We start from the raw sequence: 26,310 nt of genomic DNA on the forward strand, positions 1-26,310 counted from the left end.
CGAAAAGTTACATAACTAAGATATGTAACCAGTATTATACAATTATTTATTTGATTGTTTCTATATTGGCAACGTTCCCGATAACGATTGCGTAAATAAATATTGGTCTTTCTTTCCGAATTCCTTCACTTATATCTAATCTCATACCACGGCCAATTATTGGATTATCCTTACAATTTTTATAGTTATTGGTAATGTACAATTGGGCGGCTCATAGTAAAACTTTAATCTTCTATTTTTTATGAAAAGAAATTTTACGAGTATCAGGCAGTACTTATTTCAATGTGCGCTGGTAGGTGTAATGGGAATTGGGTCCGTGGCTTACGGTTCCCATCTTGCCTTACCATCGACAGTTGTCGGCACTGCCATAGACCGGCCCGTTTCCGGTCAGATTTTATCAAGTGAGGACAACACAGGCTTGCCCGGAGTTTCGATTGTGGTGAAGGGGTCGAGGTCAGGAACGAATACGGATGTTGACGGAAAATTCAAAATTGATGTGCCCGATAACAATGCGGTTCTGGTAATTTCAGCCGTTGGGTTTGTAACACAGGAAATTGAAGTTGGCAATAAAAGTGACATTTCTGTAACGCTGGCCGTTGATTTAAAAACGCTTACGGAAGTGGTTGTGGTGGGTTACGGTACGCAAAAGAAAAGCCAGACAACCGGTGCGATTTCGTCTGTATCCGCAAAAGAAATTACGGAAATGCCAATTACGAACTTAGGACAGGCTTTGCAGGGGCGCACTGCTGGTGTGGATGTGAGCCAGGCAGGTTCCAAGCCTGGAACAGTACCTAAGATTCTTATTCGTGGCCGCCGTTCATTTAATGCAGGAAACGACCCGCTTTATGTGGTGGATGGAATACCGCTGGCGGCTGGTTATGAGGATATTAATCCCAACGATATTCAGTCAATGGAGGTGTTGAAAGACGCAACTGCCACAGCTATTTACGGTGCGCGAGGAGCTAACGGAGTTGTGCTGGTAACTACAAAACGGGGTGGCGCAAAAGGAAAGACAACGGTGACTTATGATACTTACTTTGGCCAATCGCAGGCACTTAACAAAATACAGCTTTTCAATGGCGCTGAGTTTGCGGAGTACGTAAGAGAGGCATACCGGTCAACCAAAAACAGCCAGGGACAGATTATTTACACCGATGCCAACGGTGTTTATGTGCCAAGTGGGAAATCTGATCCTGCAGCCGACGCAAAAATTGCTGTATTAGGTGGTGACCCAAATGTAAAAGCAGGTATTGATGCAGGGCGCAGTACGGATTATCAGGATCTTATTCTGAAAAAAGGATTTCAGCAAAATCATACCCTAGGCGTACAGGGAGGAAATGAGAAGACGCAGTTTTATATCTCAGCGGGTGTATTTCAGGATAAAGGTATAACGAAGGGCCTTGATTATACCAGAACGTCGATCAGAACAAATATTGACCATAGTATCAATAAAAGAATTAAAGTCGGTATTTCTTCCTATGTGATGTTCAGCAACCGAAACGGAGAAAACCTGAATCCATATAGCTTTACAATTCAGCAAAATCCGCTGGGTGCTCCATATAAGGCAGACGGAAGTATCAATTTTGCGCCTACCAATGACGCTCTCTTAACCAATCCGCTTGCCGAGGTAGTTAAAGGTGCACAGGTTGACAATACAAAACGATACAGAATTTTCAACAGTATTTATGCCGAGGCACAAATACTCGATGGGTTGAAATACCGCGTTAATTTTGGACCCGATATTACCATTTCCCGTTGGGGTAGGTTTGTTGGCGCTCAAACCAATGCCCGGAAAGGTGGTGACGCGCAGGCCAGCAACCTTAATTTTTTCGGCTTTAACTATACCCTTGAAAACATTCTTAGTTACAACAAATCATTCGCAAACAAGCACAATCTGGGCGTGACGCTGGTTCAATCTATTCAGCGTGACAGAGCCGAAAATTTCGGCACCCAGGTACAGGGTGTTCCTGTGGAAACGCAGCAGTATTTTAATATGGGAAACGCCAGTTCGATATTACAAACTGTTAGTGGTTTAACGGAATGGACCATCAGTTCCTTCCTTGGACGGATTAACTATGACTTCAATGATAAATATCTGGTAACGCTGACATTGCGTCGTGACGGTTCGAGCCGATTTGGTGAAAACACCAAATGGGGAAATTTTCCCGGTGCTGCGGTTGGCTGGAATATCAGCAATGAACCTTTCCTGAAAGGTACCTCATGGCTGGACTTGCTTAAATTGAGAGCAGGATGGGGTAAAGTGGGTAACCAGGGTGTAGCTCCTTACCAAACCCAGGGTTTACTTAGCAGAACGGTTTATGCCTGGGATAATACAGGCGCATTTGGCTACCGGCCGGGTACAATCGGAAATCCTGATTTACGTTGGGAAAGTTCCGCTTCTACCAACATTGGTGTAGACTTCAGTGTTTTTGCCGGTCGCGTTCAGGGATCTTTGGAAGTGTATCAGACTAATACTACTGATCTGCTTTTGTCTGACCAGCTTCCGGGATCAATCGGTTTCAGCGCAGTAACACGGAATGTGGGAGAAACAAGAAACAGAGGTATTGAGATTGGTATTACTACGACAAACGTTAATACCAAGGGCGGATTTAAATGGAATACCGACTTACAGTTTACAAAAAACAAAGAGGCAATCGTTTCTCTTTACAATGGGAAAGTGGATGATGTCGGAAACAAATGGTTTATCGGACAGCCACTTAACTCTTTCTTTGACTACAAAAAAATTGGTATCTGGCAGGTCAGTGAGGCTGAACAAGCCAAAAAATATTATCCTGGCGATCAAAACAACGCATTGGGTGCCGGTGTAGGTCAGGTGAAAGTTCAGGATACCAACAATGACGGTATTATTAACGCACAGGACCGCGTCTTACTTGGATCGGATGTGCCTGATTTTAGTGTTGGTTTGACTAACCGTTTCGCTTACAAAGGATTCGATTTATCTTTCTTCTTCTTCGGACGCTTTGGACAAAAAATTGTGAGTGGTTTCCATCAGGATAACAACGCCCTGGCAGGTCGCTATCAGCAAATCAAAGTAGATTACTGGACGCCCGACAATCCAAACGCTCAATATCCGAGACCTTTCAGCAGCCAGGAATTTCCGCAGTATAACACCACACTTATTTACTTCGACGGATCGTTTATTAAACTTCGTAACGTTAACGCGGGGTACACTTTTACCAATAACTTTACTAAAAAGTTAGGATTGGAATCTCTGAGACTTTTTACAAGTATTCAGCAGCCTAAAATCTGGTCCAGCTTTATTTCAAAGTACAATGGAGTGGATCCGGAAACGAACGGGACAGCTGTTAATAATGGTGTTACACCGGCTACCAAGGTTTGGACATTTGGCTTAAATGTTAAATTCTGAGAAAGGTTTTTTTAAGAAGTTTGTAAAATATTAATTGACTGAGACATGAATTTTAAGTATATTTTAAAACCTGCAAGAGTGGTCGCTGTCGCAGCACTTATGCTTTCCGGACAGGCCTGTAGTAATCTCCTGGACGAAGTGGTAGTATCAGGAATCGATAGTAATTATCTCAATACGCCCAAAGGATTTGAAGATGGCGTTAACTCTGCTTATTCTGCTCTGCGGATATATTATGCAACGCAGCTGGGACTGACAATGACCGAGTTTGGGACCGACATATATGCTACCGGTGCTGACGGTGGGTATAAAGGATTTCATTTTTATGATACCCAGATGAATCCAACGGTTGACTATCTTGCTACTCTTTGGGACGAGTTTTATCGTGGTATCAACACCTGTAATGCCATCATAGACAGGGCTCCTAATGTGACCGGAGTAAGTGAGGATACTAAAAAATTGCGTATTGCTGAGGTCAAATTTCTTCGGGCACATTACTATTTTATTTTATTTCAGCAATATGGCGGGGTGGATTTGCGTCTGAGTGAAACAGTGCTTGCGACCAAGGATACCAAAAGATTTACAAATGCAGAAATGTATGCAGCCATTATCAAGGATATGACCGATGCCATTGCAGCTCTGCCCGCAACATCGGCACAATATGGTCGGATCATTAAACCTGTGGCTGAGATGGGGTTGGCCAAAGTGTATCTGGCAAAAGCCTATTCCGCACAAAAAGCGGCCGATGATTTTACCAAGGCCGCTGATCTTTGCAAGAGCGTGATCAATAATTATGGATTCAAATTACAGGATGATTTTGCAAGTGTATTTGACGAGGGAAATCAAAGAAATTCTGAGATAGTCTGGGCCGCTCAGTACACATCCGATCCTTTGACCAACCTGACCAACAACACCGGAGCTGTCAACGGAGGGAATAACCTGCATCTTTTCTTTGGAATGCAGTACGATGTTCAGGCGGGGATGCAGCGGGATATATTGAACGGACGTCCTTTCAAACGCCTCAGACCAACCACCTATCTTACGGATGTTGTTTTTGGGGAAAGGGTGAACGACTCCCGTTACAAAAAAACCTTTAAAGACACATGGTTATCCAACAAACCCGGTACATACAATACGGCATTTGATGATTCAAAAACCAGCGTCACTTTTGCCGCCGGTGATACAGCTATTTTCATTCCCGGATTTGAAATGTCAAAAGCGGACAGAGCCAAGAAAAAATACCAGGTTCTTGTGCCAAGTAAATATTCGGAAGCATTATTTCCAACGCTGCGTAAGTTTTTTGATACCAAACGTCCTGATATGACCTATGAAGCGGGAAGCCGGGACTTCTTTATATTCCGCCTGGCAGAAACTTATCTGATGCTTTCCGAAGCTCAACTAGGTGCCGGTAATGTAAAAGATGCAGCAGCTGCCATAAACGTAGTACGTATGCGGGCTGGCTGGGCAGGTAAAAAAGATGCGATGGTTATTGCCGAATCTGCGATGAATTTTGAATTAATCATGGAAGAGCGTGCGAGAGAATTGGCTGGCGAACAAACACGCTGGCTGGATCTGAAACGCTGGGGCAATTTGGTTGACCGCGTGAAAAAATACAATCCACAGGCAGCAGCCAACGTAGCCGAAAGACATTTGGTAAGACCGATTCCTCAAACGCAGATAGACCGCAGCTCTAAGAATGCCGAAGGGGTTTCTGTTTTTGCACAGAATCCTGGGTATTGATTTATTTTTTAAGTTTTTATATATCAGAGGCCTTTGCTGTAAAGTGAAGGCTTCTGGTTTTCTGTTTCATCCGTTTATGGGAACTTATCAATTCACCACAACTCCTTTAAGTGTTGCCACATAAATGTCCTTGTAATTTAAATAGATGTGACGAAACATAATAGTTGCGTATCAGATGCGAAATACATCGGATTAGCAGAACCGGGATGATATTTCAGAAATTGAACTTATTGGAAAATAAATTAAGTCTTTCAAAGTAATTTCACAAGCAATTACAGTTTTCAAAAAAACTGGCTGAACTCAACGGGTTGGCCAGTCCGGTCAAGATCTGGACTACAAAATCCATTTACAAAACTTCGGTGGCTTTTTGGAAATGAGTTTTTCCAACAACAACGCCTGATCCTCAATGCCTTTAATCATAAGAATTATATGAGACATTTATATTCTGTTCGTTTGTCGGTTTCTTACCCTTATTATCTTCTGCGGTTATTTTGGACAGAGAGGTGTGTGCGAAACGTCAGAGATTGTAAAATTCCGAAATTTTGAATTCACATTTCCTTTGTCTGGGAAGAAAGTTGGTGAAATAGCTTCTGGCAAATTTGAGTATATGGCGGCGTGGATAAAAACTGATTCTTTACTGAACAGTGAACAGATACATTGGTATTTTGATTATAGTTCTAACAGGAATGACATAAAGGATACAATTGCTTATCTAAAGGACTGTGCGATCTATGGAGTAACGCTAAAATTATATAATGAAGAACAAAAGACCGCAGAAGAGATAATTGTGGAGTTGCAAAAAAATTATCCAGGTAAGTACACTCATTTCGTGGGCACGGGATACCCATATTGGTTGTATGCCAAAGGGTGTTTGAAAATTCTTGTTCAAAAACGTTATTTTAATGTAACTCCTAAAACTTCGGTAAATATACCAGTAATCTCCTTTTGTTATGGGGTTTCAGACAGCCAGATAAAAAACTATGCAGCCACTCCTGGCCATTTGGTTAACACTGATTGAAAGAATTTAATCTTCCGTATCCGTTTAATTTCGAAAATTCCATCATAAAACCTTGGTCACTTGATTAGCGTTTTATGAGGGAATGCTTGCAAAAAGAACTGGAAGCTTGATATGAATGATGTTCACAGAGCACTCCCGATCCACAATGTCCTTAAATAAACTCCCCGGATGAAAATATTACAAATTGTCATTTTGGCCTCAATATTCTTGTTAATTTCCTGCGGGAAAAGTTATGAAGTTGGCGGGTGTGGGAGTGAGGAACATGTAAAATTTAGAAATCTAACATTCAATTTTCCACTCAGTGCAAATAAAATTAACCTTTTTGGCAAAAATCATGTCGAACATGGATTTGAGAATGCAATAACTGATTCGCTGGTTTCAGGTACATCAGTTATATGGCACTACAATACCCGCAGTCATAGGACAGATAGCATGGGTGAAAAAAATTTGCCTCTTGACAGTTTGTCAGTTTACGGAGTGACTTTTAATTTGTTTGCTGATTCCGATAAAAGTGAGCAGGCGATTATTCAGGAATTACAAAGAAACTATCCCGGCGAGTATGTTTTTCATAATGCATTTGATATTCCTCATTATGAATATTCTAAGGGGTGCCTCAGAATTATTTTAAGAAGAGAATCGTATTCGTTTTCATCCAGACATGCAGCTAAATTTTCAATTACTAGAACCGGCAGCGCACCCGTTGTCTCGTTTTGTTATGGATTGACGGACAAGCAGGCAGAAAATTATGTACGAAACTCAGGGAATATTTACACGGAGAATTAGAAAGGGTAGTCTCTAATAATTGAAAAGGATTCAAGACCTGAGCAAGTTTTCAGATTTTTGAATCCTTTTATTATCTCATTACGGAATACGTATCAACATTTAAAAGGGAATAACTCGATTCCCGGAATTTTTTGCACCGTTCAATCTACACCAACACCACAACCTTCCCCACAGTCTTCCCGGTTTCAATCTGCTGATGCGCCTGAATAATTTCTTCGAAAGCGAAAGTTTGGGAAATGTGTGGTTTTATAATTCCCTTTTCTAACAAATCGGTCAGAGAAGCAAGATCTTCGGGTAAGCTTCTGACAAAAACGTTAATCAGTTTTACGCCGTTACTTTTGGCTTTTTGCTGATCTTCTTCTGTAAACTCCGAAGTTACAATGGACGCAACCGTACCGCCGGAATTCACGATTCCAATGGAGCGTGACAAGGTGTTGCCGCCGATCGGGTCGAGCACGAAGTCGATATTGTCAATGGTCTCTTCAAACGGTGCAGCCTTATAATCAATGTGTTCATCCGCGCCCTGTGCGAGAATAAAATCACGGTTTGCGGCAGAGGAGGTACCGATAACATAAGCTCCCAGATGTTTGGCAATCTGCACAGCAAAATGCCCGACGCCACCTGCGGCTGCATGTACAAGAACTCTGTTTCCTGCCTTCACTTTACCATGATTTACCAAAAGCTGCCAGGCAGTCAGCAGGGCCATGGAAGACGCCGCTGCTTCCTCATGCGTAAGATTTGAAGGTTTTTTAGATACCTGCGTAGCCGGCGCAGTTACATATTCTGCATAAGCATTTCCTCGTCCGGGAAAATTTATCATTCCAAAGACCTCATCGCCTGCTTCAAATTCGGTAACATTTTTTCCGACCTCAGTTACGGTTCCGGAGATATCCCAACCCAGAATAACCGGCCTTTCTTCACCCAGCAGATAGCTCAATACGTAAGGATTGCTTCTCGCTTTTATATCAACCGGATTGATGCCAATCGCAGATACTTTAATCAAAACTTCATTGTCTTTTATTGTTGGGACAGAAACTTCTGACATTTCAAGGTTTTCAGCATTTCCTGCATTTTGTAAAATAATAGCTTTCATAGAGGCGAGGTATAATAGGTTTTAACGGTTGTCAGGATTGAAGGAAAAAACGGTTTTATTTTAATACCAAATAAGTACTTTGCTATGAAGGAAATCCTGAAAATATCTTTCATACCGGAAAAATTGAATCCGAAACTTACAAAAAGTGGTTTGAGGCATTGCTTCTAATCCCGGCAAAAAATTAGAAATCAATTTCTGAAACACGCCAGTCGGGGGACATCTTCTGTTTTTATCGTCATAGTGAAAATGTGATATTATTCCTGACCATATTCTTAAAATTTTATGAACGATATTAAATCAATAGACCGCCGGCTTTTTCTGCGTAATCTTTCTCTGGCAACCGGAGCGGTGCTTACATCATCTGTCGGGGCGGATTCGTTTGCCAAAAAAGGCGGTTTTCAAATAGGCTATTCGTCCATTACCTGGGGCGGCAAAGACTTGCAGGCGATTGAAGATCTTGCATCGCTTGGTTACAAAGGGATTCAGCTTCGTGCCAATACGTTTGCACCTTACCGTACAAAGGTTTCGGAATTGAAAGATGCTTTGGTAAAAAACAATCTTACCCTGGCGATGTTTTCAAGCGGCAATGTTGAGATTGATCCTGCCAAGTTTCAAAGCACAGTTGACACCCATGTTGCACATGCGAGTTTTGTAAAAGCGCTGGGTGGAAGTGCAATGCAGGTTACCAACAGCCTTCGCCAGAAAGATAAGCTGCCAACAACGGAAGAGCTTAAAAAACTGACCGAAGTGATGAACGAAATTGGTAAACAAACGGCTGATCTCGGCGTGCAGACAGTTTATCATAACCACATGAACCAGTGGGGGGAAACGCCTGAGGAAGTGGATGTGATCGTGCAGGCGATGAATCCCAAATATGTAAAATTGCTGCTTGACATTGCACATTACAAACAAGGCGGCGGGGCACCGGAAGAAGCGGTAATTAAGTACAAAAACATCATCCACGCCCTGCATTTAAAAGATACCAAAGCGGTTGAATCTAAAAGCGGATACAAATTTGTAGAACTTGGCCAGGGAAGGGTGGATGTTCCTGCCGTTTTTGCAGCTTTAAATAAGATCAAATTCAAAGGCTGGGCAGTAGTGGAACTGGATGGCGTTCCTGATCCTGAAAAAACACCGATTCAGTGCGCTGAAATCAACAAAAAGTACATTACTGAAACGTTGAAATATCCACTTTCTTAAGAGGCTTTATTGGATTTGGAAGGTTTAAAGGTTTGGTTGTTTGAATGTTTCAAACTCCGAACCTTTTTTGTATTTAAACAGAATTTGAAAAAGTAAAAATTCTTACAGCTGGTAAAGACCTGCAACAACAGAGTTCAATCTTCGTTATCTCACGAAAATTAAGCCAGGGAATAGCCTACTTTGTCAGGGTATAGGTACATTTATATCGTTATGTCAGTAGAAGTTTATTCCTGCCTGAATACTAAATTATATTTATTACTTACTAACAGCCTGCGGGCTAAACAAATATGAAGAGATTTAAGATCTATGCTGCTTCTTTGCTTTTGACTTTATCCGTTTCCCTTACGCATGCGCAGAAATCCAAAGACGGATGGCAGCCATTATTCAACGGAAAAGATCTTTCGGGCTGGAAGCAGTTGAATGGTAAAGCAAAGTATGAAGTAAAGGACGGAGCCATTGTAGGTACTTCTGTAATGGATACACCTAACTCTTTTCTGACAACAGAAAAGGATTACGGGGATTTCATATTAGAGTGCGAATTAAAAGTGGATAATAAACTGAATTCCGGAATCCAGATCAGAAGTCTTTCGAAACCTGATTATATGAATAACCGCGTGCATGGCATTCAGGTGGAAATAGATCCGAGTGACCGTGCCTATTCTGGTGGAATTTATGACGAAGCCCGCCGCGGATGGCTTTATCCGATGGACATTAACCCGGCCGGGAAAAAAGCTTTCAAAAAAGACGCCTGGAATAAATACCGTATTGAAGCTATTGGCAATACGATCCGCACATTTGTTAATGACGTTCCTACTGCCTATTTAGTTGACGACATGACGCCAAGCGGATTTATCTGTCTGCAGGTACATTCTATTGGCAAAGACCAAAGCCGCGAAGGAACACAGGTGAGCTGGAAAAATATCCGTATCAAAACTACGAATCTGAAGCCAAGTCCTGCAACGGATATCCGCATCGTGAACATGATTCCAAACTCGATCACAGATGCAGAAAAAAAAGAAGGCTGGAAACAATTGTATGACGGTAAAACGGCCGGTCAGTGGAGAGCTTACGGCGGAACTGACTTTCCAACAAAAAGATGGAGTTACGATCAGGGAGCGATTACCATTGCAAAATCTGATGGTTCAGAAACGGGTAACGACCTGGTAACAAAACAGCTTTTCGGACCGGTATTTGAATTTCAGTTTGAATTTAAATTAACAGAAGGAGCCAACAGTGGCGTGAAATATTTCGTAGACCAGAAGTTTAATGCAAACGGAAAATCGGGAATCGGCTGTGAATTTCAGGTACTTGATGATGCCAAACATCCGGACGCGAAAATGGGTAAAAACGGAAACCGTACCATTGCTTCGCTATATGATGTAATCACTTCTGAAAAACCAGCCAACGCAATCAAGAAAATCGGAGAGTGGAACCAGGGTAGAATTGTTGTATTAAAAGATGGTACAGTTCAACATTTTTTAAATAATTATAAAGTTGTAGAGTATGTTCGAGGATCTCAGTCTTTTAAAGACTTGGTAGCAGGGTCGAAGTTCAAAAGCTTTGATGGATTCGGGCTTTCTGAAAAGGGATATTTGCTTTTGCAGGATCATGGAGACAATGTTTCTTTTAGGAGTTTGAAAATAAAAGAAGGTAAGTAGCACCTGATTTTTCAGCGTAAAATAGTTTGAGTTTAAGTTATACAGTATAAATTTTTTACACGAATAACAATGACAACCAGAAGAGATTTTATAAAGAGCGCAGCCCTGGCTTCTGCCGGAGTTGCAGCAGTTGGTTCCAGCGCATTTAGTGCTTCAAGTTACCGTAAGATAATTGGTGCTAATGAGCGTGTCCGTGTTGGCGTAATTGGTTTTTCCGATCGTTTCCGCAGTTCTCTTGCTCCAAGTTTCGGCGATCATGCCAAGAATCTGAACTTCGAATTTATGGGTGTTTCCGATTTGTGGAACCGCCGCCGTGACGAAGCCGAAGCATTCATGAAAGGTAAGCCTTATGCAGTGGCCAGCCAGTTTGTAAAAGCACGTAACAACGAAGAATTGCTTGCCCGTAAGGATGTGGATGCGGTTATCATCAGTACCGCCGATTTTCAGCATGCCCTTCATTGCGCAGAAGCTGTAAAATCCGGCCGTGATGTATATGTTGAAAAACCATTTGCTGAATCTTTGGAAGATGCCAAAACTGCCCTGAAAGCAGTAGAAAGCTCAAAGCAAATTGTTCAGGTTGGTTCTCAGCGCCGCAGCGCACCCAACTATCATGCTGCTCATGACTATATCAAGTCTGGTAAATTCGGCGATATCACAACTGTTGAAATGACCTGGAACGTAAATCAGCCTGGTCGCTGGAGACGGCAGGAACTGGTTTCGCAGATCAGAAAAGAAGATACAGATTGGGACCGCTTCCTGTTGAACCGCCCGAAAGTGGCCTGGAACCCACGTTTCTATCTTGAATTCCGTTTATTCTATCCATATTCATCAGGTATCCCCGGACAGTGGATGGCGCATCAGATCGATACAGTACACTGGTTCTCTGGTCTGGATGCTCCACGTAATGTTGTTGCGAACGGTGGAATTTATACCTGGAAAGACGGTCGTACCAATGTAGATACTTTCAGCGCTGCTTTTGACTACGGTCCTTTTGATGATAAAAGTAAAGGTTTTCAGGTTATTTATTCTTCCCGTTTCAACAACGAAGCTGGTGGTGTAAAAGAATATTACTATTCAAACGGTGGTATGATCAACCTGGATACGAACAAAATTACTTCGGAAGGAGGATTAAAAGAAAAAGATGCAAAAGGCATGGGACTGAAAGCTAATTTGCTTGCAGATATGTCTTTGAAAGCAGGTGATAAAATTGCGACCGATGCCAACACAGGAACCGATCCGATGACTTCTTTGCACATGCTTAACTGGATGGAGTGTATCCGTAGCCGTAAGGAAACCAATGCACCCGCAAGAGTAGGTTTCAACCACTCGGTGGCTAACATGATGGCTACACAGGCATTGCACTCAGGAAAAAGAGTTAGCTGGGATCCAAAGAAAAGGGAAATCATTCTAAGCTAAAGTTAAACACGAAGTGACGCAGTGTTTGGCGCAGAGTTTCGTAAGGTTTTGATATAACCCCTGCGAAACTCTGCGCTAACACCATAAACTCAGGGTTTAATCTTGTTGAAACCATAAACAAAATTAAAAGTGAATCTGAAAAATTCCCGCATAGCACTAGCCACCTTTTCCCTGGCCGCCATGACAGGCCTGGCGCAGGCGCAAAAAGTTGATCTGGTTGATAACAAAAAGGATAAAAAAATTGAAGTAAGCATTGATGGCAAACCTTTCACCTCTTATTTCTATCCGGGTGAAGATGTCTTGAAAAAGGCGGTGCTCTATCCGGTGATGACTTCCAAAGGAACACTGGTAACCCGTGGCTGGCCTTTGGATCCGCGTGGAAGCGAGCGTGTAGATCATCCGCATCATGTGGGTGTCTGGCTGAATTACGAGGATGTCAACGGGAATGATTACTGGAACAATTCCAATGCAGTGGACCATGCAAAACGTGCGTACGGAACAATTAAGCATACCGGAATTACGTCTATGAAAAGTGGCAAGGACAAAGGAGAACTTACGGTTACTGCCGACTGGGTTGATAAAGACGGCAAACTGACTTTAAAGGAGGTTACCACCTACACTTTCAGCGGAAAAGGAAACAGCCGTGTGATTGACCGCACTACAAAGCTGACTGCTGCGAACGGAGACGTTTCCATGCCGGACATCAAAGATGGGATGTATGCGATTCGTGTGGCAAGAGAGCTTGAACTGCCGTCAAGCAAACCTGAAATTTTTACTGATGCCAGCGGTATTGCTACAAAGGTTCCGGTAATGAATAACACCGGAATTACAGGAAATTATCGTAACAGCAACGGAATTGAAGGTGAGGACGTTTGGGCGAAACGTGCTATCTGGTGTAACCTGACAGGGAAAATCAAAGATGAAGACATCAGTATCGCCATCATTGATCACCCAAAAAATCCGGGTTATCCTGCCTACTGGCATGCACGCGGATATGGCTTGTTTGCTGTTAACCCGTTAGGTCAAAAGGCATTAAGCAATGGAAAAGAAGAAATGAATTTTAAGATTAAAAACGGAGAGTCTACAACATTCAGATACCGGATGGTGATTGCTTCGGAACATCTTAAAGATGCATCCTTAAATACGATGGCTGCTGATTACGCCAAAACCAAGTAAGAAACTCTTCAATAAATTTTGTATTAAAACCACGGGTAGTTCCGTGGTTTTTTGCATTTAAATCTTCGATTAACAAAAATATTTTTAACGAGGCACGGTTATTCTGTAAATTGGCCTGGTAATAACACACATTCAATGCAAAAGTGGTTTTTTAGACTGTTGGTTTATTTAATCTGGGTTTCCGGATGTTTGGAGTTTGCCGTTGCCCAGGGCGAGGACTACCAGTTTGCGAGATACAGTGCTGAAAAAGGACTTTCACACAATCAGGTTAATTGTTTTCTAAAAGATCAGCAGGGATTTGTATGGGTTGGTACGGCTGAGGGACTTAACCGGTTTGATGGTTATTCATTTAAGATTTTTAAACACGATGTCCGTGATTCAACCACACTTTCGGATCATTATGTCAATGAGCTATTTGAGGATAAACAAGGTTATATCTGGATAAACACGCGGCTTGGATATAATATTTACGATCCTGCAACGGAAACAATAGATCATGACATCAACAAAGCAGCCAGACGACTTGGTTTGCCGGATGCTAATTTTAACCGGATCATCAAAACCAGATCAGGAGATTACTGGATCAGTCACAACCGGCTTGGTTTGCTCAAATACATTACTTCAAAGAAGCTTTTACTGCACCTGAAATTTGAACCTGAACGGGGAGGAAGAGAACTCCCGGTTGTATCAGATTTTAATGAAGACGCTCAGGGAAATTTATGGGTAGTTTATGATAACGGTCTTGTAGTCCGGTTCAATACCGTCACTTTTAAAACGGATTTTCAAAGTGATCTTCTTCAGAAAAAGCAACTGGGTAGATCTGCTAATCACCGGGTTTTTGTGGACAGAGATGGAGAGCCCTGGGTTTATGTGATTAAAGCTGTTCGCGGAGTTTATTACTTTGATACAAAAAAAAATGAACTGATTGCCGGTAATGCTTCTTCATCACAGTTTAAGCTCAACAACAACATCGTAAGTTCTATCATTTCCGGTCCGGATTCGGGAATCTGGATCGGTACGGATCATGGTGGGATCAACATCGTCAATAAGCAGGACCGTACCGTCTCGACTTTGCTCTACAATCCGAATGACCCAAAGACGATCAGCCAGAACAGCATCATGACGCTGTATAAAGACCCGTCGGGAATGATTTGGGCAGGAACTTTCAAAAAAGGCTTCTGTAACTACCATAAAAATATCTTCAAGTTTTCGCTGATCAGACATTTGCCTACCATTCCGCAAAGTTTGCCTTTTGATGATGTGAGTGTTTTTGCAGAGGACAAAAAAGGAAATGTCTGGATTGGCTCCAATGGAGGCGGACTTATTTACTTTGACAGGAAGAGTAACCGGTTTAAACAATACAAAAACATTCCCGGAGATCCGTCCAGTTTAAGTAACAATGTCATTGTAAGTCTGTTTCTTGACAAAAATAACATTCTATGGGTGGGAACTTACTTTGGCGGACTGAACAGTTTTGACGGGAACAAATTCAAACGGTACATGCACAATCCTGCGGATTCCACCAGTTTGATCGATGACCGTGTTTGGGAAATTTTTGAAGATTCGAAAGGCCGGCTTTGGGTTGGAACCCTTGGTGATGGTTTGGAGCTATTTGACAGACAAAAACAGGTATTTAAACATTACCGGCCATTCGCTCCTAATTCAATTCAGTCATATTATATTGCCTCGGTCATCGAAGACCAAAGCGGGAACATTTGGATCGGTACTGCAAATGGAATCGACGTCCTAAAACCAGGCGCGGACAAATTCATTCATTACACACATGAAGCAAACCGACCCGGGACATTAAGCAGTACCGCGGTTGTTTCACTTGCACAGGATAGCTTTGGCAACATCTGGGTGGGCACTTCTGACGGTTTAAATGTTTACGATAAAAGGCGAAACGGATTTGTTTCCTATGATTCAAGAGACGGATTGCCGGATAACTCTGTACTGACTATACTGGTTGACAATAAGCAAAACTTATGGCTGGGAACGCCCAAAGGTCTGGTAAATTTTAATATAACTAAGAGAAAAGATGCGATTCCTGAGAAATTTGATATAACGACTTACAATGAGGTAGATGGCCTGCAGGGAAGGAGTTTTAATGAGAATTCTGCACTACGCCTTAATTCAGGAGAAATGATCTTTGGAGGTGCGAACGGCTTTACTATTTTTAACCCTGAAAAAATCACCAGTGAACCGGTCAATGCAGATGTTGTTTTGACTGATTTTCAAATTTTCAACAAAAGTATCAGACCCGGTGAAAAACAAAACAAACGGGTCATTCTTGAAAAATCAATTTCCGTGACAAAGGAAATTCAACTCCAATACAACCAGAATGTATTCACGATTGAATTCGCTGCCCTTAATTTCCTGCATTCGGACAAAAATCATTACCTGTATACGCTTGAAGGATTTAATGATCAGTGGTTTGAGGCGGATAATAATACAAGAAAAGTTACTTACACCAACCTTGATCCGGGGAAGTATTCATTCAAGGTTAAGATAAAAGATGGTGGTACCGTTTCAAAAGAACGAATATTAAAAATTCATATCAATCCTCCGTTTTGGAAAACGCCTTTTGCTTACATTTTGTATTTTCTGGCTACAGTAGGTGCGCTGGCACTTGCCCGCTGGATACTTCTCGAAAGAGAACGACTGAATTTTAAACTGGAACAGGAAAGGCGAGAGGCGCTGCAATTGCATGAGCTGGATATGATGAAAATTAAATTTTTCACCAATGTAAGCCATGAATTCAGAACACCGCTTACACTGATGCTGACGCCGTTGGAAGGGTTGTTGAATAATTTGCAGGCAGATTCGGGCGTCCGTAATCAGTTGTCCATGATTCATAGAAATGCACGGCGGCTGCTTAACCTGGTAACGCAGCTCCTTGATTTCAAAAAATTGGAAGTAGAGGAAACTGAATTCAGACCTGAAAAGGGAGATATCATTCAGTTTATAAGAGAAATTACGCATACCTTCTCTGACCTGTCAGAGCGGAAGCATATAGCTTTTACCTTCGAAACCGATGTAGAGTCACGGTATTCGCTTTTCGATCAGGAAAAGCTTTCCAGAATAATGTATAACCTTTTGTCTAATGCTTTCAAATTCACCTCCGAAAACGGAAGTGTTGCTGTACATGTGCGGATTATTAATCAGGATGGAACTGAGCAACTTGACGTCAGGGTGGCTGACACCGGGGTAGGCATACCTGCCGATGCACAGGCAAAAGTTTTTGACCGGTTTTTTCAACATACCTTACCGGATCACCTGGTAAACCAAGGCAGCGGAATTGGGTTGGCTATCACGAGAGAATTTGTAAAACTGCATGGCGGAAATATTTCTGTTGAAAGTCAGGAAGGGCAGGGCAGTACTTTTATAATGTTCCTGCCGCTTCATTCAGTTCAGGGTAGTGAAACTGCTCAGGAAGTGGTCCAAAAAGTTTTTGTAGGTGAAACAATAACTGCGTCGGAATTATCGGTTGCTGAGAATCGGAAAGATAAACCGGTTCTGCTTTTGGTTGAGGATAATGATGAATTTCGTGAGTATCTCAGGGAGGTTTTTCAAAAGGATTATCAGATTCATGAGGCTCCAAATGGAAAAATTGGCCTGGAAATTACTTTACACACCATTCCTGACCTGATCGTTAGTGACGTAATGATGCCTGAGATGGATGGCATGCAGCTTTGCCGGATGGTCAAAACGGACAGCCGTATTTCGCATATTCCCGTAATACTTTTAACTGCCCGTGCAGAAGATGAACAGCAGCTCCAGGGATATGAAACCGGTGCCGACGCCTATGTTACCAAACCTTTCAGACTCGATATTCTGCAGGCCCAAATCCGGAATTTGATCACACTTCGGGAAAGATTTCAAAAGCAGTTTCAGAAGCATATCCGTGTAGAACCAAGCGAGATCGTCGTGCGGTCTTTGGATGAACAGTTTATCAATAAGGCGGTAAAGGTGGTTGAGGACAATATGGCCAATTCCGAATTTACCGTTGAAGAACTTAGTTCGGAGATGGCGATGAGCAGGATGTACTTATATAAAAAATTGCTGTCGCTGACAGGAAAAACGCCGGTAGAATTTATCCGTATCATCCGGATTCGCAGGGCTGCATCCCTGCTGGAAAAAAGTCAGCTGACCGTTTCAGAAATTGCTTATCAGGTTGGTTTCAACAATCCGAAATACTTTGCCAAACTCTTTAAGGAAGAGTATAAAATATTGCCAACCGAATTCCGAAAAAAGGAAACAGTTGGAGAATGATAAAGTAAAATACGGTTACTTAATCTGAATTTATAAAGGAATAATTGTATCTAAAGGAGATTGGAGTATTGAAATAATGCAACATTTAAATTTTATATTGTTAATGAAAATGAGATCTGCTTTATAGAAGCAGGTCTCATTTTTTTGGCCTATCAGCAGTAAAAACATTAATATAAGCAGAAAATAATGCTGTTTTCTCTATCTCGTTTACATTTGAATACCTATCTGTAGACATTTGATACCCTTGGGATATAATTTTATCCATCACATTTGTTCAAAAATAAATTCGAATTATACTAAAAGATGGCGCAATTTAAGTCGTTATTGGAATCGTATTAAAACGAATGAATTTAAGGAATGCATTTTTAAAACTTAAAACAACATGCAACTAAACATGTACACAAACAGAAGGGCAAAGCGAAGCCTTGTATCCCTCACGAAGTCACTTCGCCTTCCGCTGTTTTTACTCGGAATGATGTTCGCTTCCGGAGGACTTTTTGCTCAGCAGGAAGTTAGAAAAACAGTAACCGGTTCAGTATTGTCTGAAAATGGTAGCGACGGAATACCGGGCGTAAGTGTGATCGTTAAAGGCACATCAAACGGAACTACAACGAATACGGAAGGCCAGTTTTCTATCGAGGCATCTTCCGGCAGTACGCTTGTATTCTCATTTATTGGATACGAAACCAAAGAAGCTGCGGTTGGTAACAAGACGAAAATTGAGGTAAGATTAAAAGAAAGTATTTCTGCGCTGAATGAGGTTGTAGTGGTAGGTTATGGCGAAATGAAAAAGACTGACGTATCCAGCTCACAGGTAACTGTTTCCGGCAAGGATCTTAGTAAAACGATTAATACCTCGCTTGAACAAGGTCTTCAGGGCCGCGCAGCAAACGTGATGGTTCAGCAAAACTCAGGTCAGCCGGGTGCTGCGCCATCGGTTTTGATCCGCGGTTTGAGCTCATTAACAGGTACGACGCAGCCTCTTTACGTAATTGACGGTGTGCAAATCAAACCTGATAATATGAAAGATGATCCTAACAATCGTCCGACCGGTTTTTCCAATATTCTTTCCAGCATTAACCCGGATGATATCGAAACGATCAACGTGTTACAGGGACCATCGGCAACTGCTATTTATGGAGCTGTGGGTGCAAACGGTGTTGTGATGATCACGACTAAGAGAGGTAAAGCAGGTGAAGCGAAGATCAGTTTTAATTCACTGCTGACTTTACAGGCAGAGCCAAGACACATAGACGTAATGAACCTGAGCCAGTACGCACAGTTTAGAAACGAACTTGCTGCCATCGGCGGAACTGCAACGGATCCTGACTTTGCGGACCCTTCCGTACTTGGAAACGGAACAGACTGGCAAAGCGCACTTTTCCGTCCGACTACATTACAGAAATATTCTCTTGGATTAAGCGGTGGAACAGAAAAGTCGACTTATTATTTATCCGGTGAATATTTTAATCAAAAAGGTATCGTAGAAGGTTCTGGTTTTAAACGTTATAACTCACGTTTGAACCTGGAAAACCAGACACGCAGCTGGTTGAAAATCGGAGCTAACCTGAGTGTTGGTATTACCGAAGAAAAAGTAAATACTTCAAATGGAGGAATCATTCAGCTCGCTTTGGATCAAAATCCAAGTGTACCTGTAACCAATCCCGACGGAAGCTGGGGAGGGCCTGCTACAACGCAGTTTCAGTTCTCAAACCCGGTCATGATTTCAAAAATCAACAATGACTATAACCGCCGGACTTCCATTCTGGGTAGTTTGTTTGCAGATGTTAAACTGGCGAAAAACCTAACCTGGCATACGGAAGCCAACGGTAGTAACGAGTTTTTGAAATACTATTCTTACCATCCTTCTTATACCATAGGCGGATATGTAGTTTCTCAGGATGCCGCCACTTCAACCCGCTCGGTAAATACCAACAGCTGGTGGAGTTTGCACAGCCGGATGCAGTATGATTTGAAACTGGACCAGCATGCGATTAGTTTGATGGCGGGTCATGAAGCGCAATCATTTACTTATGAATCTCTTACCGGAACACGTAAGAAATTCATAACCAATACGATTGAAGAACTTTCAGGTGGTGACGGTTCTGTTATTTCCAATGTCAGCAACAGCAGCGGAAAGGGTTCTGGTTCACGCGAATCATACTTTGCCCGTTTGAATTATAGCTTCAAAGACCGTTATATTGTACAGGGAACATACAGAATGGATGGTTCTTCGGCATTTCGTCAGGGACGCCGTTGGGGAAATTTCCCGGCTGTATCGGTAGCGTGGAGAGCTTCTGAGGAAGAATTCCTGAAAGGTGTAAGTGAAATTAACGACCTGAAATTCCGTTTTGAAGCGGGCCGCTCGGGTAATCAGGGTAATGGCGGTAATGCAATCTATTCCACCTTGCAGACGGTACCAACAGGCTGGGGAACAGGATTTCTTGCATCCAACTTTGCCAACGAATTCCTGACATGGGAAAAAGATGATGTGATCAACGCCGGAATGGACCTGCACATGTTCAGCAACCGTATTGAACTGATTGTGGATGCCTATGTAAAAAATATCAAGAGTTTGATCACAATCAACTCATATCCTTTTAGTTATGGTGGTGATATTGCTTACTCTCCAGGATATTTGAGCTGGCCTTCTGTTAACGCAGGATCGATGCGCAACAAAGGAATTGGGTTTACCTTGAATACAGTCAATATTGACAAGGGCGGTTTTTATTGGAAAACAGGTTTGAACCTTTCTTTTGACAGAAACAAAGTTACTTCTCTGCTAAACCCGATCACTCCGATCTGGAACGCAACTTCTGTCGGATTTAAAACAGAAGTTGGGCAGCCGGCAAGTATGATCACCGGTTACATCGCCGACGGACTTTTCCAGGATGCGAATGATATCAAAGAGCATGCAATCCAGACATCTAACGGACAGCTGACAATCAACCCTGCAACAGGAACCTGGGTTGGTGATACGAAATTCAGAGATTTAAACGGTGACGGCGTTATCGATGCAGAAGACCGTACTGTGATTGGAAATCCTTGGCCGAAATTCACTTTGGGGCTGAACAACAATGTGATGTACAAAAACTTCGAGCTGAATGCATTTTTGACCGGAAGCTTTAAAAATGATGTTTTGAACTATCCACGTTACCGTGCTGAAATTCCTGGAAATGGAGGAACGTTTGGAAATCAATGGTCATCTGTTGCGAATTATGCAAGACCAAGCAGTTACAATGTTGGCGATGCAGAAACGGTAACTTTGACCAATCCGGGCTTTAATATACCGCGTATCGCACCTGGTGATCCAAACGGAAACAGCCGGATGAATACCAACTTTATTGAAGATGGTTCTTATGTACGTCTGAAAAACATAACGATCAGCTATAACTTCCCTAAAACGATGCTGAAAGACTTTTTCATCAGAGGATTAAAAGCATCAGTTGGCGCGCAAAACCTGTTTACAATTACCAAATACAAAGGGTATGATCCTGAGATCGGAATGGTAAACTATGGTGGTACAGTGATGGCTGGTATTGATACAGGCCGCTACCCGTCAGTTCGTATGTATTCGTTTGGTTTGCTTGCTGATTTTTAATCAAATTCAAAAGGCACTCGCTGATATAAACATTCAATTCAAAAATATTTCCCATGCAATTCAAGATAAAATTAATAGCCGCAATAGGAGCACTGATGCTCACTCAGGGATGCAAGGAGGACTTCCTGGACCGTCCGCCGGTGGATGCGCTTACATCAGGTAATTTTTATAAAACCGATGAAGAGATCATGGCCGGAACTGCTCCGCTTTACAACATCGTTTGGTTTGACTTTAATGACAAAGCCAACATGTCGTTCCAGGAAGCAAGAGCCGGAAATTTGAACTCGAATGACCGTACGGCTTATATAAAACACGCGATTCCTTCCACGGATGCAAATACTTTGCTGCCAGGATACAAATCGTTCTATAAAATAATAGCGCAAAGTAACAATGCCTATAAAGCGATTAAAGAAGCTACCGGAAGTACCGCTTCTTCGGCAGTAAAAAACCAGGGACTGGGCGAATGCCGTTTCATGCGGGGAGTTGCTTATTATTACCTTGTTGCTAACTGGGGCGCTGTTCCCATTGTTTACGACAACGTTGCTCAAATCAATCAGGCCCCCGTTCGTAATAAAATTGAAGATGTCTGGAAACTGATCATCCATGATTTCCGCTATGCAGCGGCTACATTGCCTGCAACAGCCGTACAGGGACGGTTGACAAAGTATTCAGCCGAAGGTATGCTGGCGCGTATGTATCTGATGCGTGCAGGTTTGAACCAAAACGGAACACGTAACCAGTCGGATCTGGACAGCGCCAAGTATTTTGCAGAAGATGTGATCACCAAAAGCGGTTTGACACTGGCGCCAACCTACTCTGAATTGTTTTTGAGTGCAAACAACAACAGTTCGAAAAACAATCAGGAAAGTTTGTTCGCTTTGCAGTGGATGCCTTTGAGCAATCCATGGGGTATCAACAACTCGTTTCAGGCATATTTCGCGTATGAGTCGGCAATTACCACAACGGGTGATGGCTGGGGTGCGGCGCAAGGTGTATCTGCCGATCTTGTAAAGTACTTCACAGAAAATCCGGCGGACTCGTTAAGAAGAAAAGCAATCGGTATGTTTGACAGTGATGTTTATCCGGAAATAAACAAAGCAGGCGGCGGACTTAGATACAACAGACCTGCTGCTTTATCAGCGATTAAGAAGTATATCGTAGGCTCTCCGGCAGACAATGGTGGTTTGGGTGGATTTATGGCTGCAAACATCAATTCTTACATGCTTCGTCTGGCAGAGGTTTATCTGATTTACGCGGATGCAGCTCTTGGTAATGCAGCTACTACGACAGATGCGAAAGCTTTGGGATATGTAAATGCAGTAAGAAAAAGAGCAGGTTTGGCTGAAAGAACTTCGCTGACATTTGAGCAGATTTTCCAGGAAAGAAGAATTGAAACCGTTTTTGAAGGAAATTCTTGGAATGAAATCGTTCGCTGGTATTACTTTAACCCGGCCAAAGCGATGGCGTATACCGCTGCCCAGCATAAGGAAAACTATACGATGACTTATGTTGCCGGTTCGACAAATCCGAAAAAATACACTGTAACGTATTCAACTGCTGAATTTTATCCTTTGACCGCCTCGACATTATATCTGCCATTTCCGGAGGCGGAGATCGTAAATGCGCCTTCATTGAAGAACGAGCCGGTTGCATTTGATTTCAGCAAAATTGTTGATTAACCCTAAATTTAAACAAACATGAATTTTCGCAATATATATAAAGCAGGACTGGGATTAATGGTTGGATGTGCGGCACTATTATCTTTCCAAAGCTGTGAAAATAAGGACGTCGACGGCGTTCCGGTGATCAGTAACGTTCGGTTGCTGGATCCTGTGAAGGCAGACAGTTCTTTATCCGGCGCATTACCCGGAAGTAAAATTGTAATCCAGGGACAAAATCTTGGCAGTGTTTTGAAAGTATATTTCAATGATTTCGATGCTACCTTTAATTCTGCTTTGGGAAGCAATAACAATATCATCGTTACAATTCCTGCCGAGGCACCTACCAAAGCAGTTAATCCAACTGTAAGCAATAAAATCAGAGTTGTAACAAACGGCGGGGAAGCTACTTACGATTTCAGTCTGACCTCGCCAACACCACGTTTGGACGGTTTGTATTCTGAATTTGTTAAACCTGGCGGAACGATCATTATCACTGGCGATTATTTTTATAATATCAAAAACGTAAAGTTAGGAACAGCTAATCTGGAAGTTCTAAGCAAAACAGAGAAAGAGATCAGAGCAAAAATGCCAACGATTGCGGCTATTGATTATCTAACCATAGAAGGAGAATTTGGTACTGTGAAAACGAAGTTTAAAATGAACGATACAACAGTTCATATGATTAACTTTGACTCGCCCGCAACAACCTGGGGATCGGAAGTTTGTTACGGCGGTGCTGCAATTCTTCCCGCAACTGACGCGGGTGCTATTTCCGGCAAATATTCCAGAATCAAACAAACAAGCCTGCCAAAAACCGGTTATGAAGACAAATGGGTTTTCTCTACCTGTTATTTTGATTTTAAACTTCCTGCCGGCAACGCCGAAGCCAGACAGTTTAAGTTTGAGCATAACATTGCAGAAGCCTGGAAAGCAGGGAAATATGACATTACAATCAATGCAGGTGGAACGGATTACAATTATGCTTTCCAGCCCTGGAACTCCACGCTTTATTCGGCAACCGGTTACATGACCAATGGCTGGAAAACTGCGGTGATCGAATTGGCTGACTTCAAGAGTGCTTCCGGAGCAACCATTCCTGATGTTTCAAAAATTACAGATTTGAAAGTGTCCTTTAATACACCAGATGTGACCATTGCTTCATTTAATGGTAGTGTTGATAATTTAAGAATCGTAGCAAAATAACTGACTTTGGGCTAACCAATATGGTAAGTTTATCTAAACCATGGTTGTACAACCCAGCTTCTAACCCCAGGCTTAGGCCTGGGGTTAATTATGAAAAGCGAATTCAGGCTTCAGCCAAAGTTGCTTTGATCTTGTAGTTTTTGTCTCACCGCTCCGGTAGATTCAATTTTTATATCAAATGGTTTTCGAAATATTTCCCGGCACTTTCCTGAGAATCTTTTCTACTGTTTTGGCTATTGCCTGGTGTACGAATATCAGTGCACAAGTAGTAATCCGAATAGATGCAGAAGCAGGTCAACGGCCAATCTCTCCGTACCTATACGGGAGAAACAATTCCTTTTCATCGACAAATCCGAACTGGACTTTACCAGCCGAAGACCTGACCAGACTGGGTGATGCAGGAATTACTTTTTTTCGGGAAAGTGGAGGGAACAACAGCAGTAAATATAACTGGAGACGAAAACTTTCAAGTCATCCCGATTGGTATAACAATGTTTACACCAATAACTGGGATCAATCGGCACAAACTTTACAGAAAAATTTTCCGGACGCTCAGGGACTTTGGGCCTTTCCGCTTTTAGGTTATGCCGCGAAAACAACCCAGGCTAATTTTAATGACTGGGTGTATAACCAATCGCAATGGTGGGAAGGTGTTAACCAAAACCTTGCGGGAAACGGAACACCCAACACAATCGGAACCAAAGCAAAAACAGAAGGAAATATCAATTTGTATCTTGAAAAATGGAATGCAGATTCGACTACCGGAATATTGAATCATTGGTTTGGCAGTGGAGGATTGGGTTTAAATAAAGAAAAAATCCGGTATTGGAACATGGATAACGAACCCGAGATTTGGTCCGGAACACACGATGACGTGATGCCTGTGCAGATTTCGGCAGAAGAATTTATGCAGCGTTATATCGATGTCGCAAAAAAAGCAAGGCAGTTATATCCGGATATAAAACTGGTTGGCCCGGTAACAGCCAATGAATGGCAATGGTACAATTGGAACAATAAAACGATTGTTTCAAACGGAAAGAACTATCCGTGGCTGGAATTTTTTATTAAAACAATTGCCGACGAACAAAAGAAAAGCGGCGTCCGGCTTTTGGACGTGCTTGATATTCATTTTTATCCTTCAACCAAAAAAGCAGAAGAGGTTGTACAGCTGCATCGTGTTTTCTTTGATAGAAATTTCAGTTTTCCGGAAGCCAATGGTGTAAAAAATATTACAGGTTCTTACGACAACAGCCTGAACAAAGAGTATATTTTTGGCAGAGTAAATGACTGGTTAACAACTTACCTCGGAGCAAACCATGGAGTAACGTTAGGACTTACCGAAGCAGGATTGGACGGAAGTATAGAGCCAAGCGTTACCTCCGTTTGGTACGCATCTACAATGGGTGAATTTATAAAAAATGGTGTGGAGATTTTTACGCCCTGGTCCTGGACTGCGGGTATGTGGGAAACGATACATTTATTCAGCCGTTTCAATCAAAAGTTTTCACTAGATGCAGTTTCAGCCAATGAAGTGCTTGTATCGGCCTATCCGTCTGTTAATCAGGCTCGTGATTCCATGACTGTAGTTTTAGTCAACCGGTCTGTGGGGCAAAGTCAGCTGATAAATATTCAGCTTGACCATTTTCTTCCCGTTCAGCAAAAGGTGCCGGTTTACACTTTGTCACAATTGCCATCTTTCGAAACTTTCAAGTCCCGTACCGATAATGCCTTAAAAAAGTCAGAGATTTTGCCAACGGGGAATGTTTTAACGCTGACGCTTCCTGCCATGTCAGTTACTTCTGTCCAGCTTAAAGCAAGTGCGGTGCTGGCTTCGGAACCCGCTTTTGAAGCGGATGTCAATGTTTATCCAAATCCAACCTGGGAAAATGTTACTGTAAAATGGAGTAATGTTGATTTTGATAAAATTGAGATTGTTGATAAGACCGGAAAGGTTGTTTTTGAAGAATCTGTAAGAAAATCACAGCGGATTTTAAACATAAAAAAACGGCTTCCGGAAGGCATTTACATTGTCAGACTTAGCAATGCAGGAAAAAGTATAACCAAAAAAGTAATAGCTCATTGATTTGAAAAAATCACATTTTAG

At 42.2% G+C, this 26,310-nt stretch carries 14 protein-coding genes; 13 read left to right on the forward strand and 1 reads right to left on the reverse strand.

Going from position 1 to position 26,310, the window contains the following annotated elements; translation table 11 throughout:
• Nucleotides 1–241: 241 nt before the first annotated feature.
• The 4 genes from E0F88_RS15220 (at nt 242) to E0F88_RS15235 (ending at nt 6,926) form a co-directional block, all read left to right on the forward strand.
• Complete coding sequence (locus E0F88_RS15220; protein ID WP_229213780.1) at nt 242–3,388, forward strand: SusC/RagA family TonB-linked outer membrane protein; 3,147 nt, start codon at nt 242–244, stop codon at nt 3,386–3,388.
• Nucleotides 3,389–3,433: 45 nt separating this feature from the next.
• A complete protein-coding gene (locus E0F88_RS15225) occupies nt 3,434–5,125 on the forward strand; it encodes a RagB/SusD family nutrient uptake outer membrane protein (protein WP_131959129.1) in 1,692 nt (563 codons plus the stop codon).
• Between the two features lie 559 nt (nt 5,126–5,684).
• Entirely contained in the window at nt 5,685–6,143 is a 459-nt protein-coding gene (locus tag E0F88_RS15230) for a hypothetical protein (protein ID WP_131959130.1), read from the forward strand.
• Nucleotides 6,144–6,311: 168 nt separating this feature from the next.
• Nucleotides 6,312–6,926, forward strand: coding sequence for a hypothetical protein (locus E0F88_RS15235; RefSeq protein ID WP_131959131.1), 615 nt, complete (start codon nt 6,312–6,314; stop codon nt 6,924–6,926).
• A gap of 145 nt (nt 6,927–7,071) precedes the next feature.
• Here E0F88_RS15235 and E0F88_RS15240 read toward each other — a convergent pair whose 3' ends face one another.
• Nucleotides 7,072–8,019, reverse strand: a complete 948-nt coding sequence (locus tag E0F88_RS15240) for an NADP-dependent oxidoreductase (protein ID WP_131959132.1) — start codon at nt 8,017–8,019, stop codon at nt 7,072–7,074.
• A gap of 282 nt (nt 8,020–8,301) precedes the next feature.
• Here E0F88_RS15240 and E0F88_RS15245 point away from each other — a divergent pair, with 282 nt between their 5' ends.
• The 9 genes from E0F88_RS15245 to E0F88_RS15285 all read left to right on the forward strand — a co-directional run bounded on the left by E0F88_RS15245 (nt 8,302) and on the right by E0F88_RS15285 (nt 26,289).
• On the forward strand, nt 8,302–9,219 hold the full coding sequence (locus E0F88_RS15245) for a sugar phosphate isomerase/epimerase family protein (RefSeq protein ID WP_131959133.1): 918 nt from the start codon (nt 8,302–8,304) through the stop codon (nt 9,217–9,219).
• A 287-nt stretch (nt 9,220–9,506) separates the two neighbouring features.
• Nucleotides 9,507–10,877: a 3-keto-disaccharide hydrolase gene (locus E0F88_RS15250; protein WP_131959134.1), complete on the forward strand. Its 1,371-nt coding sequence runs from the start codon at nt 9,507–9,509 to the stop codon at nt 10,875–10,877.
• Nucleotides 10,878–10,946: 69 nt separating this feature from the next.
• Nucleotides 10,947–12,293: a Gfo/Idh/MocA family protein gene (locus E0F88_RS15255; protein ID WP_131959135.1), complete on the forward strand. Its 1,347-nt coding sequence runs from the start codon at nt 10,947–10,949 to the stop codon at nt 12,291–12,293.
• A gap of 180 nt (nt 12,294–12,473) precedes the next feature.
• Nucleotides 12,474–13,469, forward strand: coding sequence for a DUF6807 domain-containing protein (locus tag E0F88_RS15260; RefSeq protein WP_131959471.1), 996 nt, complete (start codon nt 12,474–12,476; stop codon nt 13,467–13,469).
• 135 nt (nt 13,470–13,604) lie between these two features.
• Nucleotides 13,605–17,741, forward strand: coding sequence for a hybrid sensor histidine kinase/response regulator transcription factor (locus E0F88_RS15265; RefSeq protein ID WP_131959136.1), 4,137 nt, complete (start codon nt 13,605–13,607; stop codon nt 17,739–17,741).
• Between the two features lie 382 nt (nt 17,742–18,123).
• On the forward strand, nt 18,124–21,342 hold the full coding sequence (locus E0F88_RS15270; RefSeq protein ID WP_131959137.1) for a SusC/RagA family TonB-linked outer membrane protein: 3,219 nt from the start codon (nt 18,124–18,126) through the stop codon (nt 21,340–21,342).
• Between the two features lie 53 nt (nt 21,343–21,395).
• A complete protein-coding gene (locus tag E0F88_RS15275; protein WP_131959138.1) occupies nt 21,396–23,021 on the forward strand; it encodes a RagB/SusD family nutrient uptake outer membrane protein in 1,626 nt (541 codons plus the stop codon).
• Nucleotides 23,022–23,039: 18 nt separating this feature from the next.
• Entirely contained in the window at nt 23,040–24,206 is a 1,167-nt protein-coding gene (locus tag E0F88_RS15280; protein WP_131959139.1) for a glycan-binding surface protein, read from the forward strand.
• Nucleotides 24,207–24,384: 178 nt separating this feature from the next.
• Nucleotides 24,385–26,289 (forward strand): T9SS type A sorting domain-containing protein, encoded by a 1,905-nt coding sequence (locus E0F88_RS15285; RefSeq protein ID WP_131959140.1) that lies wholly within the window; start codon nt 24,385–24,387, stop codon nt 26,287–26,289.
• Nucleotides 26,290–26,310: the final 21 nt, after the last annotated feature.

The organism is Dyadobacter psychrotolerans (genome assembly GCF_004349265.1).
GTDB lineage: Bacteria > Bacteroidota > Bacteroidia > Cytophagales > Spirosomataceae > Dyadobacter > Dyadobacter psychrotolerans.

Bases quoted from the DNA above. Each gene is read 5' to 3' on its own strand.
- E0F88_RS15220 (WP_229213780.1), top strand. From the start codon at position 242: ATGAAAAGAAATTTTACGAGTATCAGGCAGTACTTATTTCAATGTGCG.
- E0F88_RS15225 (WP_131959129.1), top strand. From the start codon at position 3,434: ATGAATTTTAAGTATATTTTAAAACCTGCAAGAGTGGTCGCTGTCGCA.
- E0F88_RS15235 (WP_131959131.1), top strand. From the start codon at position 6,312: ATGAAAATATTACAAATTGTCATTTTGGCCTCAATATTCTTGTTAATT.
- E0F88_RS15240 (WP_131959132.1), bottom strand. From the start codon at position 8,019: ATGAAAGCTATTATTTTACAAAATGCAGGAAATGCTGAAAACCTTGAA.
- E0F88_RS15245 (WP_131959133.1), top strand. From the start codon at position 8,302: ATGAACGATATTAAATCAATAGACCGCCGGCTTTTTCTGCGTAATCTT.
- E0F88_RS15250 (WP_131959134.1), top strand. From the start codon at position 9,507: ATGAAGAGATTTAAGATCTATGCTGCTTCTTTGCTTTTGACTTTATCC.
- E0F88_RS15255 (WP_131959135.1), top strand. From the start codon at position 10,947: ATGACAACCAGAAGAGATTTTATAAAGAGCGCAGCCCTGGCTTCTGCC.
- E0F88_RS15260 (WP_131959471.1), top strand. From the start codon at position 12,474: ATGACAGGCCTGGCGCAGGCGCAAAAAGTTGATCTGGTTGATAACAAA.
- E0F88_RS15265 (WP_131959136.1), top strand. From the start codon at position 13,605: ATGCAAAAGTGGTTTTTTAGACTGTTGGTTTATTTAATCTGGGTTTCC.
- E0F88_RS15270 (WP_131959137.1), top strand. From the start codon at position 18,124: ATGCAACTAAACATGTACACAAACAGAAGGGCAAAGCGAAGCCTTGTA.
- E0F88_RS15275 (WP_131959138.1), top strand. From the start codon at position 21,396: ATGCAATTCAAGATAAAATTAATAGCCGCAATAGGAGCACTGATGCTC.
- E0F88_RS15280 (WP_131959139.1), top strand. From the start codon at position 23,040: ATGAATTTTCGCAATATATATAAAGCAGGACTGGGATTAATGGTTGGA.
- E0F88_RS15285 (WP_131959140.1), top strand. From the start codon at position 24,385: ATGGTTTTCGAAATATTTCCCGGCACTTTCCTGAGAATCTTTTCTACT.